This window comes from Pseudomonas sp. NPDC087614 (assembly GCF_044743485.1).
Taxonomy (GTDB): Bacteria; Pseudomonadota; Gammaproteobacteria; order Pseudomonadales; family Pseudomonadaceae; genus Aquipseudomonas; species Aquipseudomonas baetica_A.
Genome location: NZ_JBIUWN010000027.1, coordinates 22,243 through 34,874, shown reverse-complemented (window position 1 = coordinate 34,874; position 12,632 = coordinate 22,243). Strand labels below are relative to the sequence as shown.

The 12,632-nt window shown below is 60.6% G+C and carries 12 protein-coding genes and 1 pseudogene; 5 read left to right on the top strand and 8 right to left on the bottom strand.

Annotated elements, in window-relative coordinates:
- From ACIOWA_RS12730 to bioB, 7 genes and pseudogenes are all read right to left on the bottom strand, one after another.
- A pseudogene (locus ACIOWA_RS12730) lies at positions 1–638 on the bottom strand (phenylacyl-CoA dehydrogenase); the annotation flags it as partial.
- Between the two features lie 276 nt (positions 639–914).
- A complete protein-coding gene (locus tag ACIOWA_RS12725) occupies positions 915–1,211 on the bottom strand; it encodes a pyrroloquinoline quinone biosynthesis protein PqqE (RefSeq protein ID WP_221731127.1) in 297 nt (98 codons plus the stop codon).
- A gap of 108 nt (positions 1,212–1,319) precedes the next feature.
- A complete protein-coding gene (gene bioD, locus ACIOWA_RS12720; RefSeq protein WP_339495674.1) occupies positions 1,320–2,000 on the bottom strand; it encodes a dethiobiotin synthase in 681 nt (226 codons plus the stop codon).
- On the bottom strand, positions 1,997–2,809 hold the full coding sequence (gene bioC, locus ACIOWA_RS12715) for a malonyl-ACP O-methyltransferase BioC (RefSeq protein ID WP_339430234.1): 813 nt from the start codon (positions 2,807–2,809) through the stop codon (positions 1,997–1,999). The genes bioD and bioC overlap by 4 nt, the downstream gene beginning before the upstream one ends.
- The gene (locus ACIOWA_RS12710; protein WP_401160088.1) at positions 2,802–3,533 is read right to left on the bottom strand and encodes an alpha/beta fold hydrolase; all 732 of its coding nucleotides are present in this window, start codon (positions 3,531–3,533) and stop codon (positions 2,802–2,804) included. Before ACIOWA_RS12710 ends, bioC begins: the two co-directional genes overlap by 8 nt.
- On the bottom strand, positions 3,526–4,704 hold the full coding sequence (bioF, locus tag ACIOWA_RS12705) for an 8-amino-7-oxononanoate synthase (RefSeq protein WP_401160086.1): 1,179 nt from the start codon (positions 4,702–4,704) through the stop codon (positions 3,526–3,528). The genes ACIOWA_RS12710 and bioF overlap by 8 nt, the downstream gene beginning before the upstream one ends.
- Positions 4,705–4,862: 158 nt before the next feature.
- Complete coding sequence (bioB, locus tag ACIOWA_RS12700) at positions 4,863–5,918, bottom strand: biotin synthase BioB (protein WP_401160084.1); 1,056 nt, start codon at positions 5,916–5,918, stop codon at positions 4,863–4,865.
- A gap of 90 nt (positions 5,919–6,008) precedes the next feature.
- Between bioB and ACIOWA_RS12695 the strand changes: the two genes are divergently transcribed.
- The 5 genes from ACIOWA_RS12695 (at position 6,009) to rarD (ending at position 11,847) form a co-directional block, all read left to right on the top strand.
- A complete protein-coding gene (locus ACIOWA_RS12695) occupies positions 6,009–6,743 on the top strand; it encodes a ComF family protein (RefSeq protein ID WP_339464452.1) in 735 nt (244 codons plus the stop codon).
- A gap of 91 nt (positions 6,744–6,834) precedes the next feature.
- Entirely contained in the window at positions 6,835–7,599 is a 765-nt protein-coding gene (locus ACIOWA_RS12690; protein ID WP_339430239.1) for a TOBE domain-containing protein, read from the top strand.
- 70 nt (positions 7,600–7,669) lie between these two features.
- Positions 7,670–9,571: a PhoX family protein gene (locus tag ACIOWA_RS12685; RefSeq protein ID WP_401160081.1), complete on the top strand. Its 1,902-nt coding sequence runs from the start codon at positions 7,670–7,672 to the stop codon at positions 9,569–9,571.
- A 208-nt stretch (positions 9,572–9,779) separates the two neighbouring features.
- Positions 9,780–10,754: a serine/threonine protein kinase gene (locus ACIOWA_RS12680; RefSeq protein ID WP_401160079.1), complete on the top strand. Its 975-nt coding sequence runs from the start codon at positions 9,780–9,782 to the stop codon at positions 10,752–10,754.
- A gap of 205 nt (positions 10,755–10,959) precedes the next feature.
- Positions 10,960–11,847, top strand: coding sequence for an EamA family transporter RarD (gene rarD / locus ACIOWA_RS12675; RefSeq protein WP_401160077.1), 888 nt, complete (start codon positions 10,960–10,962; stop codon positions 11,845–11,847).
- Positions 11,848–12,070: 223 nt separating this feature from the next.
- Here the strand turns inward: rarD and ACIOWA_RS12670 are convergent, their stop codons facing one another.
- Entirely contained in the window at positions 12,071–12,589 is a 519-nt protein-coding gene (locus ACIOWA_RS12670; protein WP_339430243.1) for a glycine cleavage system protein R, read from the bottom strand.
- Positions 12,590–12,632 lie beyond the last annotated feature (43 nt).

The following is a 12,632-nucleotide window of genomic DNA, read 5'->3' as shown; positions in this document are numbered from 1 at the left end:
ACGATGGCGACGATGTTGTCGGCCAAGTCGTGTACACCGGCCGAGATGAAGATCTTGGTGCCGGAAACTTTGTAGGAACCGTCGGCCTGAGGTTCAGCCTTGGTGCGCAACATGCCCAGGTCGGTGCCGCAGTGCGGTTCGGTCAGGCACATGGTGCCGGTCCACTCGCCGGAAACCAGTTTGGTCAGGTACGCCTCTTGCTGCTCAGGAGTGCCATGCTCGGAGATGGTGTTCATCGCGCCGTGCGACAGGCCTGGGTACATGCCCCACGACCAGTTGGCTTCGCCTACCATTTCGCTGACGGCCAGACCCAGCGACTCAGGCAGGCCTTGACCACCATGCTCAACGTCGTGCGCCAGGCTAGGCCAGCCGCCTTCGACGAATTGTTTGTAAGCTTCTTTGAAGCCCGTCGGGGTTTTCACACCGGACTCGCTCCAGGTGCAACCTTCGGTGTCGCCAACGCGGTTCAGCGGCGCCAGTACCTGCTCACAAAACTTGGCGCCTTCTTCGAGAATGGCGTCAACCATGTCTGGAGTTGCGTCTGCGCAAGCCGGAAGGCTCTGATAGTGCGCTTCGTAGCCGAGCAGTTCGTCACGAACGAAGCGAATATCACGCAAGGGGGCCTTGTAGTCAGGCATAGCGATAAACCTCTGCTGATGTAACCGGGAATGAACGACCGCGTAGATTTGTTGTGACGGTCAAACAGTTGTTTGAAACATACGTTTACGCCGAAATCTTGTCAAGCATCGATCTTTTGCCGTTCGTCATCGCGTCTTTCGAACGCCGGACACAGCAAACCGCCATGCGCTCGAAAGAGCCACGGGCGATAAAAAAAGATTAGTTGAGGGAGAAGGACTTACAACGAAAAACGCCGCGAACAGGCGCGGCGTCGGCAATGCATGAATGGCGAAAAATCAGGCAAAGGTGTCGATGATCGTACCGAGCATTTCATCGGAGGCCTTGGCGACTTTTGCCCCCAGCTCCACTTGAAACTTGCCTTGGGCCATCTCGACCATGTCGCTGCCCAGATCCATTTGCTGGCTGCGATCCACGCCACGCAGACGATCGACCTGCGCCTCGGAAGACTGGCTGGTAACCGAGCGCTCAATGGTGTTGTTGGCGATCTGGCTAGCGGCCTGATCGACGCGGTTCTGCCCGGTCTGAATCGTACTCAGACCCGCATAAAAAGCTGTGTTACCGGAGATTTCCATGGAAGTTCTCATCCTTGGGAAGGATCAATAGGCGCCATTGAAACAGAGACGTCAGAAAAACACCCGTCAAAAACACTAATGGCACAGTGCCTGTTCATAGCTAAAAACTTAGTCAAGCAGATCCAATTGCAAATGCTCAGCTACGGCCTCAGCACTTAAAGCCTTCAACTTCGGCACGCGCCCCAGGCACGGCGCCGGAATCCGCTCAGCCAGCGTCGCCAGGTTCTCCTCCAGCCGCGAAGTCTTGGGCTCGATGATATTCGCCACCCACCCCGCCAGCTGCAGGCCATCCCGAGCAATCGCCTCAGCCGTCAGCAGCGCATGACTGATGCACCCCAACCGCACGCCCACCACCAGAATCACCGGCAGTTTCAGTGCAATGGCCAGGTCCGACAGATTGTCCTGATCCGCCAACGGCACCCGCCAGCCACCCGCGCCTTCGATCAGGGTGAAATCGGCATTCATCGCCAGAATCTCGCGCATCGGCGTAAGCAGCGATTGCACCGTCAGCGCCACACCCGCTTCGCGCGCTGCCAAATGTGGGGCAATCGCCGGTTCGAACGCCACCGGATTGACCTGTTGATAACTCAGCGGCAATGAACACTCGGCCAACAGCGCGAGCGCATCGGCGTTACGCAGCCCCTTTGGCGTCACCTCGCAACCGGAGGCGACCGGTTTGCCCGCCGCTGTGCTCAACCCTGCCGAACGCGCCGCACACAGCAACCCAGCGGCGACGGTGGTTTTGCCGACGTCGGTGTCCGTCCCGGTGATGAAATAGGCTGCGCTCATAAGGGTTTCTCCAACACGGCGTAAACCACTTGATAGGTCGCCGGCAGTCCCTGTGCCTGACGGAATTGCTCATAAGCCTCGACCAGACCAAGAATCCGCGCCCGCCCGGTCAACCCGTCCGGCCGGCCAGGATTGAGATTGTGCGCACCCAACGCCTTCAGTTCATGGGTCAGGCTGCGCACATCCGGGTAGTGCAGTACATGCGCCTGCTGCTCCAGACTTACGACGCGCAAACCACTGGCCGCACACAACTGTTCATATCGAGCGAACTCGCGGAAGCGGTTGACGTGCACCAGGCCATCAACCTGGCGCCAGCTATCGCGCAATTCGAACAACGTCCCGACACAAAGACTAGCAAACGCGAAAACACCACCCGGTTTCAGCACGCGAAAGGCTTCACTGAGCACCGCATCAAAATTCGCACACCACTGCACCGCGAGGCTGGAGAAGATCAGGTCACAGGTCGAATCCTGCAACGGTAGCCGCTCCGCATCGCCAGCGATGAAATGCTCGGCGCCGCCCAATGGACGCGCGTGATCGAGCATGCCCTCGGCGATGTCCAGTGCCAGCCCATGACTTGCGAAAAAACGCTCGGCCAAGGCGCGAGTGAAGTAGCCGGTGCCACACCCCATATCCAACCAGCGCGCCGGCCGGAAATCCACAGGTAGACGCCGCAGCAACTGTGTACCGACATCACGTTGCAACTCGGCGACACTGTCGTAGCTGGCCGCCGCGCGGGAGAAAGAGGCCGCGACCTGGCGCTTGTCAGGCAAGCCGCCGGGCAGCGCGACAAGAGACAAATCAGTCATCACCGCACTCATGTAAAAAAGCCTGGATCGCGCCCGCTACTCCGTGTGGGTCTTCCAGAAGAAACGCATGGCTGGCCTGTTCGATCAGACCAATTTCGATATCCGGCAACAGGGTGAACAACTCGCCCGCCGCCTCGGCTGGCACCAACCCGTCCTGACCGGCGAACAAATGCAACTGCGGCCCACGAAACGCCTGCAAGGCTTCACGGGTGTCCAGTTGTGCGAGTAACTCCAGCCCGGCCATCAATGTTGCAGGCGCCGCGTTCGGCGCAGCGCCGAGCATGAGCCGCGACAAGCCGCGCGGGTCTTGCGCGCCCTGGACACACAGCAGCGAGAAACGCTTGAGGGTCAGCCGTGGGTCGGCATGGCAACCGGCGAGAAATGCATCGAAGGTTTCGCCGGGCATCGCGCTCGGCCATTGTTCGTGGGCGACAAAAGCAGGGTTGCTCGCCAGCGTCAGCAAACCGCAGCAGTGTTCGCCGCGGTGCGCTGCCAGTTCGGACGCGAGCATGCCGCCCAGCGACCAGCCACCGAGCCAGACATCTTGAGGAATGCGTTCATCGAGTTCGTCGAGCCAGTCTTGCAGTTCACTGGAGTCGAGTTCCGGCAACGGTTCGATCTCGACATGCAAGTGTTCATCGAGTCCTTGCAATGCAGCAGCCAAAGGCTCCATCGGCGAAACACCGAGGCCCCAGCCGGGCAGTAGAATCAGGCGATCACGCATGGCTTGGCTCCGACGACAGTTGGGCAAAGCAATCGGCCAGTCCCTCTAACAATAGCTGCACCTGCGCCTCGCTGTGGGCGGCGGTCAGAGTCACACGCAGTCGTGCGCTACCGGCGGGCACGGTCGGAGGACGAATCGCGGTGACCATCAGCCCGCGCTCACGCAGCATCTGCGACAGACGCACAGCACGGCCGGCGTCGCCAACCATGATCGGCTGGATCGGCGTAAAGCTGTCCATCAACTCCAGACCGATCTGTTCAGCGCCGTGGCGGAACTGGCGGATCAGCGTCTGCAAATGCTCGCGACGCCAGTGTTCGCTACGCAGCAACTCCAGACTTTTCAAGGTTGCGCAGGCCAGCGCCGGCGGTTGACTGGTGGTGTAGATGTACGGACGGGCGAACTGGATCAGGCTCTCGATCAACGCTTCACTGCCGGCGACAAATGCGCCTGCCGTGCCGAAGGCCTTGCCCAGGGTGCCGACCAATACCGGCACATCGTCCAGGCCCAAACCGAAATGCTCGACGATCCCGCCGCCGTTGGCGCCCAACGGGCCGAAGCCATGGGCATCGTCGACCATCAGCCACGCGCCCTTGACCTTGGCCTCACGGGCCAGCGCTGGCAAGTCGGCAAGATCGCCATCCATGCTGAACACGCCGTCGGTGACCACCAATGTATTGCCGGTGGCTTTCTCCAGACGCTTGGCCAGACTGCCGGCGTCGTTGTGCAAATAACGATTGAACCGCGCACCGGACAACAGCCCGGCGTCCAGCAATGAGGCGTGGTTGAGTCGGTCTTCCAGCACCGTATCACCCTGCCCGACCAGCGCCGTGACCGCGCCAAGGTTGGCCATGTAGCCCGTGGTAAACAGCAGCGCACGTGGGCGCCCGGTGAGATCGGCCAAGGCCTCTTCGAGTGCGTGATGTGGGCCGCTATGGCCGATCACCAGATGCGAGGCGCCCCCGCCAACGCCCCAGCGCTGGGCACCGGCGCGCCAGGCTTCGATCACTTGCGGGTGATTGGCCAGGCCCAGGTAGTCGTTGTTGCAGAACGCCAGCAATGGCTGGCCGTCGACCACCACCTCGGGCCCTTGCGGGGATTCGAGCAGCGGGCGCTGGCGATAGAGATTTTCGGCACGGCGGGCAGCAAGGCGTGCGGCGAGATCGAAAGACATGCAGGCCTCGAGTGTCAGCACAAATTTTCTAATGTGAGAGCGGGCTTGCTCGCGAAAGCCTCGTATCAGCCAACAACGCCTTTACTGACACACCGATTTCGCGAGCAAGCCCGCTCTCACAGGGGTTTTGCATTCCTTCAAAGGAAACGGGGCAGGCTTCAAACCGCCGCGTTATAAAACTGCTCGCTGCTCTTGTGCTCAACCAACGCCTGCTCGATGGCCGCCTGATGCACTTCATCCGAATGCTCTTCGCGGGCTTCCGGCTCAATGCCCAGACGTGCGAACAACTGCATGTCCTTGTCAGCCTGCGGGTTGGCGGTGGTCAGCAATTTGTCGCCGTAGAAAATCGAGTTGGCGCCCGCGAGGAATGCCAGGGCCTGCATCTGCTCGTTCATCGCTTCACGACCAGCGGACAGGCGCACGTGGGATTGCGGCATGAGAATGCGCGCCACCGCGAGCATGCGGATGAAGTCGAACGGATCGACGTCGTCGGCATTTTCCAGCGGCGTGCCAGCGACTTTGACCAGCATGTTGATCGGCACCGACTCCGGATGCTCCGGCAGGTTGGCCAACTGGATCAGCAGATTGGCGCGGTCGTCGAGCGACTCGCCCATGCCGAGGATGCCGCCGGAACAGATCTTCATCCCCGACTCACGCACGTAAGCCAGGGTTTGCAGGCGCTCGCCGTAAGTACGGGTGGTGATGATGCTGCCGTAGAACTCAGGCGAGGTGTCGAGGTTGTGGTTGTAGTAGTCGAGCCCGGCCTTGGCCAGCGCTTGGGTTTGATCCTGATCGAGACGACCGAGGGTCATGCAGGTTTCCAGGCCCATGGCTTTCACACCTTCGACCATCTGCAGCACATACGGCATGTCTTTGGCCGATGGGTGTTTCCACGCCGCGCCCATGCAGAAGCGGGTCGACCCGATGGCTTTGGCGCGTGCCGCCTCTTCGAGGACTTTCTGCACTTCCATCAGTTTTTCTTTTTCAAGGCCGGTGTTGTAGTGACCAGACTGCGGGCAGTACTTGCAGTCTTCCGGGCAGGCACCCGTCTTGATCGACAACAACGTCGAGACCTGCACACGGTTAGCGTTGAAATGGGCGCGGTGCACCGTCTGTGCCTGAAACAGCAGGTCGTTGAATGGCTGTACGAAGAGTGCTTTGACTTCGACCAGTGACCAGTCGTGACGCAGGGTGGCAGTGGTGCTCGCGCTCATGGGTATTTCCTTGGTTATGCTTGGCTGGCGACTGGGAAACGGAATACCCACAGTCGCTACACGGATGTTCGGCATATTTAAGGAAGAGCCATGCGCTGTCAACCACGATACGAAGGACAAGTTTACATCTGTTTAAAAAACGTACAGACCTGTTTGCTGTGCGATGAGCCGGCAGAAGCAGAAACGCCAATGTGCATGGCCTGCGAAGCCGAATTGCCTTGGCTCATGGGCCAATGCCGGACCTGCGCTTTGCCGCTGCCTGAATCCGGCCTGACTTGCGCAGACTGCCTGCTAGAGCCGCCGGCGTTCGAACAGGTCGCTGTGCCGTGGCTTTATGGCTTTCCCGTGGACAGTCTGATTACGCGTTTTAAACACAACGCAAAATGGCCGTTTGGCCACCTGCTCGCCGACGTTCTCGGACAATACCTGCAATATCGCTTTGATGAAGATCTGCCTCGCCCCGACGTGTTGTTACCGGTGCCACTCGCCAGCAAACGTCTGCGTCAACGCGGCTTCAATCAAGCGGCGATGCTGGCGCGGTGGTTGAGCCTAAAACTGGACCTGCCTTGCGATGAGCAGGTGCTGTGCAGGATTCAAGACACCCGCGCGCAACAGGATCTGGATGCCAAGGCGCGAAAACGCAATTTGCGCAATGCTTTCGCTTTGACGCCCCAGGCGGATGTACGCGGCCGGCATCTGGCATTGATCGATGACGTGCTGACCACCGGCGCCACGGCTCAGGCGCTCGCTCGATTGTTAATGAACGCCGGCGCGGCAAGGGTTGATGTGTATTGCCTGGCGCGCACCCCGAAATCCGGATCCTGATCAAGCAACCGGCCCTGCGGGCAGGGGCTTGACTCACGCGTTGCCAGCGGCCAATTTCACCTCCCATCGCCACAGTCAAAAGCGTCCCCCCATGTCCATGCCTTCCCTGTTGTCCCAGCACATCGTCCGACGGCCGCAGCGCATTGCCCTGCTGCAACACATCGCTGAACAGGGCTCGATCACCCGTGCCGCGAAAAGCGCAGGCTTAAGCTACAAAGCCGCGTGGGACGCCATCGATGAGTTGAACAACCTGGCGCAAAAACCCTTGGTCGAGCGTGCGGTGGGCGGTAAGGGCGGCGGCGGGGCCAAACTGTCCAGCGAAGGTGAGCGGGTGCTGCGCCTTTATCAAAAGCTGCAGGCCTTACAGGCGCAGGTGCTGGAAGCGGCGGAAGATGCCAGCGACCTCGACCTGCTCGGTCGACTGATGCTGCGCACCAGCGCGCGCAACCAGTTGCACGGCAAAGTCGTGGCGATCGCCGGCCAGGGTCGCAATGACCTGATCCGCCTGGAGTTGGCCGAAGGTCTTTGCCTCAACGCGCAGATCACCCACGACAGCACCGTGCACCTGGAGCTGCAACCGGGCACTGAAGTGGTGGCGCTGATCAAGGCAGGCTGGCTCGAATTGCTGAGCATCGAGCAACCTGCAACATCTGGTCACAATCTTCTGCGCGGCACGATTGAAGCCATTCTCGACGCTGAAGACGGCCCCAGCGAAGTGCGCATCGCCCTGCCCAACGGCCACACGCTCTGCGCCCTGGCTGAGCCGCTGCAACTTCGCACACGCGGACTGAACGTTGAGCAACCGGTGCACGTACAGTTCTCGCCGTCCAACGTGCTGATCGGCACGCCGCTGTAGGGTCGGCCTGCAACAAAAACTTCATCGCTCCCCATTAAGGTGGCTGCCAAAACCAAGCAGGGAGCCTGATGTGAGCCTATTAGAAGAAAACCAATCCACTGACCTGGAAAAAATGGTCGGCCTCAGCCGTCGCGGCTTCATCGGCGCCGGCGCGCTGTGCGGCGCGGCCATGTTTCTCGGTGGCAGCCTGTTGAGCCGCAGCGCACTGGCCACAGGCGTCAGCGCCGGCAACAGCCGCTTGCTTGGCTTTGAAAGCATTAGCGCCGCGACCACCGACGTCATTACCCTGCCCAAAGGCTATAAGTCCTCGGTACTGATCAGTTGGGGCCAGCCGCTGCACAAGAACGGCCCGGCCTTCGATCCGAGTGGCAACGGCACCGCCGCCGCGCAGGAAGTGCAGTTCGGTGACAACAACGACGGCATGAGCCTGTTCGAATTCCCGGATGACAGAAACCGCGCGTTGATGGCGATCAACAACGAATACACCAACTATCGCTACCTCTACCCGCACGGCGGCATGCCGCAATCGGCCGAAGACGTGCGCAAAGCCCTGGCCTGCGAAGGCGTGTCGGTGATTGAAGTGCAACGCAAGAACGGCCAGTGGCAATTCGTTCAAGGCTCGCGCTACAACCGCCGCATCCACGGCAACTCGCCGTTGCGCATCAGCGGCCCGGCCGCGGGTCACGACCTGCTGAAAACCCGTGCCGACAAACACGGTAAAAAAGTCCTCGGCACCTTCCAGAACTGCGCCAACGGTAAAACGCCGTGGGGCACGTATCTGACGTGCGAAGAAAACTTCACCGACTGCTTCGGCAGCAGCAACGCCCAGCAGCAGTTCGACCCGGCGCAAAAACGCTACGGTGTCTCGGCGGCCAGCCGCGAGATCAACTGGCACCCGTTTGACCCGCGTTTCGACATGGCCAAGAACCCCAACGAACTCAACCGCCATGGCTGGGTGGTCGAGATCGACCCGTTCGATCCGCAGTCGACCCCGGTCAAACGCACGGCCCTGGGCCGCTTCAAACATGAAAACGCGGCCCTGGCCGAAACCGACGACGGCCGCGCCGTGGTGTACATGGGCGATGACGAGCGTGGCGAGTTCATCTACAAATTCGTCAGCCGCGACCGCATCAACCACCGCAACGCCAAGGCCAACCGCAATATCCTCGATCACGGCACCCTGTACGTGGCGAAGTTCGATGCCGGTGACGGCAACCCGGACCATCCGAAAGGCCAGGGCCAGTGGATCGAGTTGACCCACGGCAAGAACGGCATCGACGCCAGCAGCGGTTTTGCCGATCAGGCCGAAGTGCTGATCCATGCGCGCCTCGCGGCCAGTGTGGTCGGCGCAACACGCATGGACCGTCCGGAATGGATCGTGGTCAGCCCGAAGGACGGCCAGGTTTATTGCACCCTGACCAACAACGCCAAGCGCGGCGAGGACGGGCAACCGGTGGGCGGGCCGAACCCGCGGGAGAAAAACGTCTACGGGCAGATCCTGCGCTGGCGCACCGACCGCGACGATCATGCGTCGAAGACATTCGCCTGGGATCTGTTCGTGGTCGCCGGCAACCCGGGCGTGCACGCCGGCACGCCGAAGGCTGGCTCGTCGAATATCACTCCGCAGAACATGTTCAACAGCCCGGATGGCCTGGGTTTCGACAAGGCCGGGCGGTTGTGGATTCTGACCGACGGTGACTCCAGCAACGCCGGGGACTTTGCCGGGATGGGTAACAACCAGATGCTTTGCGCTGACCCTGCGACCGGTGAAATTTGCCGGTTCATGGTCGGGCCGATTGGTTGTGAAGTGACCGGGATCAGCTTCTCGCCGGATCAGAAAACCCTGTTTGTCGGGATTCAGCATCCCGGCGAAAACGGCGGTTCGACTTTCCCCGAGCATCTGCCGAACGGCAAACCGCGCTCTTCGGTGATTGCGATTACCCGTGAAGACGGCGCAATAGTCGGCGCCTGACAAACGGCTTTCGCGAGCAAGCCCCACACACATTGGATCTGTGCCGCATTGAAGATTGCAGGTACACAGAAAATCCACTGTGGGTGGGGGCTTGCTCCCGAAGGGGCCCTTACAGGCAGCCTACCATTCAAGGCAAAACCCTCAACCCTTACAGTCTGCGTTACCATGCCGGGCCGGACGCGGCAGCCTGCTGCGCGCAGGAGTCAGCATGGCCCATCCGTTTGAAACCCTCACACCCGACCTCGTCCTCGATGCCGTTGAAAGCATCGGTTTTTTGAGCGATGCACGCATTCTGGCGCTCAACAGCTACGAGAACCGCGTCTATCAGGTCGGCATCGAAGACGGCGAACCGCTGATCGCCAAGTTCTACCGGCCGCAGCGCTGGACCAACGAAGCCATCCTCGAAGAACACAAGTTCACCTTCGAACTGGCCGACGTCGAGATCCCGGTGGTGGCGCCGCTGATCCACAACGGCGAAACCCTGCACGAACACGCCGGTTTCCGCTTCACCCTGTTCCCGCGTCGCGGTGGCCGGGCGCCGGAGCCGGGCAATCTCGATCAGTTGTATCGCCTCGGCCAGTTGCTCGGGCGCATTCATGCCGTCGGTGCGACCAAACCGTTCGAACACCGCGAAGCCCTCGGCGTACAGAACTTCGGCCATGCCTCGCTGACCACGTTGCTCGAAGGCAACTACATTCCCAAGAGCCTGTTGCCGGCCTACGAATCGGTCGCCCGGGACCTGCTTAAACGTGTTGAAGACGTCTACGCCGCCACGCCGCACCAGAACATCCGCATGCACGGCGACTGTCACCCCGGCAACATGATGTGCCGCGACGAGATGTTCCACATCGTCGACCTCGACGATTGCCGCATGGGTCCGGCGGTGCAGGACATCTGGATGATGCTCGCCGGTGATCGCCAGGAGTGTCTGGGGCAGTTGTCGGAGCTGATGGACGGCTACAACGAATTCCACGACTTCGACCCACGCGAACTGGCGCTGATCGAGCCGCTGCGCGCCCTGCGCCTTATGCATTACAGCGCCTGGCTGGCGCGCCGCTGGGACGACCCGGCGTTTCCACGCAGCTTTCCGTGGTTCGGCACCGAGCGCTATTGGGGCGATCAGGTGCTGGCGTTGCGTGAGCAGTTGTCGGCACTCAATGAAGAACCGCTGAAACTGTTCTGATTCACCACACCCCCTGTAGAAGAGGGCTTGCTCCCGAAGACGGTCTGACATTCAACATTGATGTTGGCTGACACAGCGCCTTCGGGAGCAAGCCCCCTCCCACATTTATCCAGTGTTCACAATTTTCCGACCTTCTCGCTAAGGCATTCACCGACAAACCTCCTTACAATCCCTGCTTTGTTAGCTGCCTAAGCAAGGATTCTGCATGCAAGCCGCCAACCCGCGTCGCGGGTACATTCTGGGCCTGAGTGCCTACATCATCTGGGGCCTGTTCCCGATCTACTTCAAAGCCATCGCCGAAGTCCCGGCGGTCGAGATCATCATCCATCGCGTGCTGTGGTCGGCGCTGTTCGGCGCACTGCTGCTGATGGTGTGGAAACACCCGGGCTGGTTGCGCGAATTGCTCGATAACCCCAAGCGCTTGGCGATTCTGGCCTTGAGCGGCACGTTGATCGCCGCCAACTGGCTGACCTATGTGTGGTCGGTGAACAACGGGCGCATGCTTGAAGCGAGTCTGGGTTATTACATCAACCCGCTGGTAAACGTGCTGCTGGGGATGTTGATTCTCGGCGAACGCCTGCGGCGCATGCAGTGGGTCGCGGTGGGTCTGGCGGCGGTCGGTGTGGCGCAGCAGGTGTGGCAGGTCGGCAGTCTGCCGTGGATGTCGCTGGTGCTGGCACTGACCTTCGGTTTCTACGGGCTGATCCGCAAGCAGGCACCGGTCAAGGCGTTGCCGGGGCTGGTGGTGGAAACCTGGATGCTGGTGCCGATTGCCGTCGCATGGCTGCTGTTCAACCCGACCGCGACCAGCGCTCAACCCGAGTTCTGGACGACGTCCGAAGCCTGGTGGCTGGTGGCGGCCGGCCCCGTGACGTTGATTCCGTTGGTGTGCTTCAACGCCGCCACCCGGCACTTGCCCTACACCACCATCGGCTTCCTGCAATACCTGGCGCCCACCCTGGTGTTGTTGCAAGCGGTGTTGCTGTTCGGTGAGCACTTGTCGTCCAGCACCTTGGTGGCGTTTATCTTTATTTGGGCCGGTCTGGCCGTCTACAGCGTCGATGCGTGGATAAGTCTGCGCCGACGCAGCTGATCAAAAAACGCACAACACTTCGCAGGCCACGGTTCTCGTGGCCTGTATCGTTCCTTCCCAAGCTTATCCACAGCGTGATCCCCGCCGTTTGTGCGCAACTCACTGAATATTGGCGATTTTTTGATCAGTAGCCGCAAAACCACGGCGGGCGTGGCGTTGCGGGCAGTCTCTACAGGTTATCCACAGGCAGGTGCACGTTTAAACTGGATAACCCGTGCAGCGCCTAAACCTCTGTGCGTAATACCAGTTCCACCATCAAATCATCGGCCAGGGTTTCCAGGCGCGATTGCAGCACGTCGAGCGACAGCGTCAGCGGCACCGCGAGAATCGCTTCGGCATGGAACAACGGCTCGCTGCTCATCGGTGCCGGCCGCACTTCGGTCACCAGACGTTCGAGGTTCACACCCTGCTCGCTCAGCAAGCGGGTGATGTCGCGCACAATCCCCGGGCGATCATTGCCCACCAGTTCCATGGCGATCGGTTTCCAGGTGCAGGATTGCTCGATACCACTTTCGGCAATCAACACGCGAATGCCATGCGCCGACAGTGTTTGTAGGGCATCGACTAATTCGTCGTAAGCCTCTGCCGGCACGCCGACCCGCAGAATCCCGGCAAACTGCCCGGCCATCCGCGACATGCGGCTTTCCAGCCAGTTACCCCCATGCTCGGCGATACATTGGGCGATGCGCTCTACCTGCCCGGGCTTGTCCGGGGCGAAAACAGTGAGTACGAGATGGTCCATGGCGCAGCCCTCTTGTCATGACTTTTGTTATAGAAGGGCAAGT

What these genes read in the sequence shown, in the direction of transcription:
- ACIOWA_RS12725 (WP_221731127.1), bottom strand. Translation starts at nt 1,211, where the DNA reads ATGGAAATCTCCGGTAACACAGCTTTTTATGCGGGTCTGAGTACGATT.
- bioD (WP_339495674.1), bottom strand. Translation starts at nt 2,000, where the DNA reads ATGAGCGCAGCCTATTTCATCACCGGGACGGACACCGACGTCGGCAAA.
- bioC (WP_339430234.1), bottom strand. Translation starts at nt 2,809, where the DNA reads ATGACTGATTTGTCTCTTGTCGCGCTGCCCGGCGGCTTGCCTGACAAG.
- ACIOWA_RS12710 (WP_401160088.1), bottom strand. Translation starts at nt 3,533, where the DNA reads ATGCGTGATCGCCTGATTCTACTGCCCGGCTGGGGCCTCGGTGTTTCG.
- bioF (WP_401160086.1), bottom strand. Translation starts at nt 4,704, where the DNA reads ATGTCTTTCGATCTCGCCGCACGCCTTGCTGCCCGCCGTGCCGAAAAT.
- bioB (WP_401160084.1), bottom strand. Translation starts at nt 5,918, where the DNA reads ATGAGCGCGAGCACCACTGCCACCCTGCGTCACGACTGGTCACTGGTC.
- ACIOWA_RS12695 (WP_339464452.1), top strand. Translation starts at nt 6,009, where the DNA reads ATGCGCTGTCAACCACGATACGAAGGACAAGTTTACATCTGTTTAAAA.
- ACIOWA_RS12690 (WP_339430239.1), top strand. Translation starts at nt 6,835, where the DNA reads ATGTCCATGCCTTCCCTGTTGTCCCAGCACATCGTCCGACGGCCGCAG.
- ACIOWA_RS12680 (WP_401160079.1), top strand. Translation starts at nt 9,780, where the DNA reads ATGGCCCATCCGTTTGAAACCCTCACACCCGACCTCGTCCTCGATGCC.
- rarD (WP_401160077.1), top strand. Translation starts at nt 10,960, where the DNA reads ATGCAAGCCGCCAACCCGCGTCGCGGGTACATTCTGGGCCTGAGTGCC.
- ACIOWA_RS12670 (WP_339430243.1), bottom strand. Translation starts at nt 12,589, where the DNA reads ATGGACCATCTCGTACTCACTGTTTTCGCCCCGGACAAGCCCGGGCAG.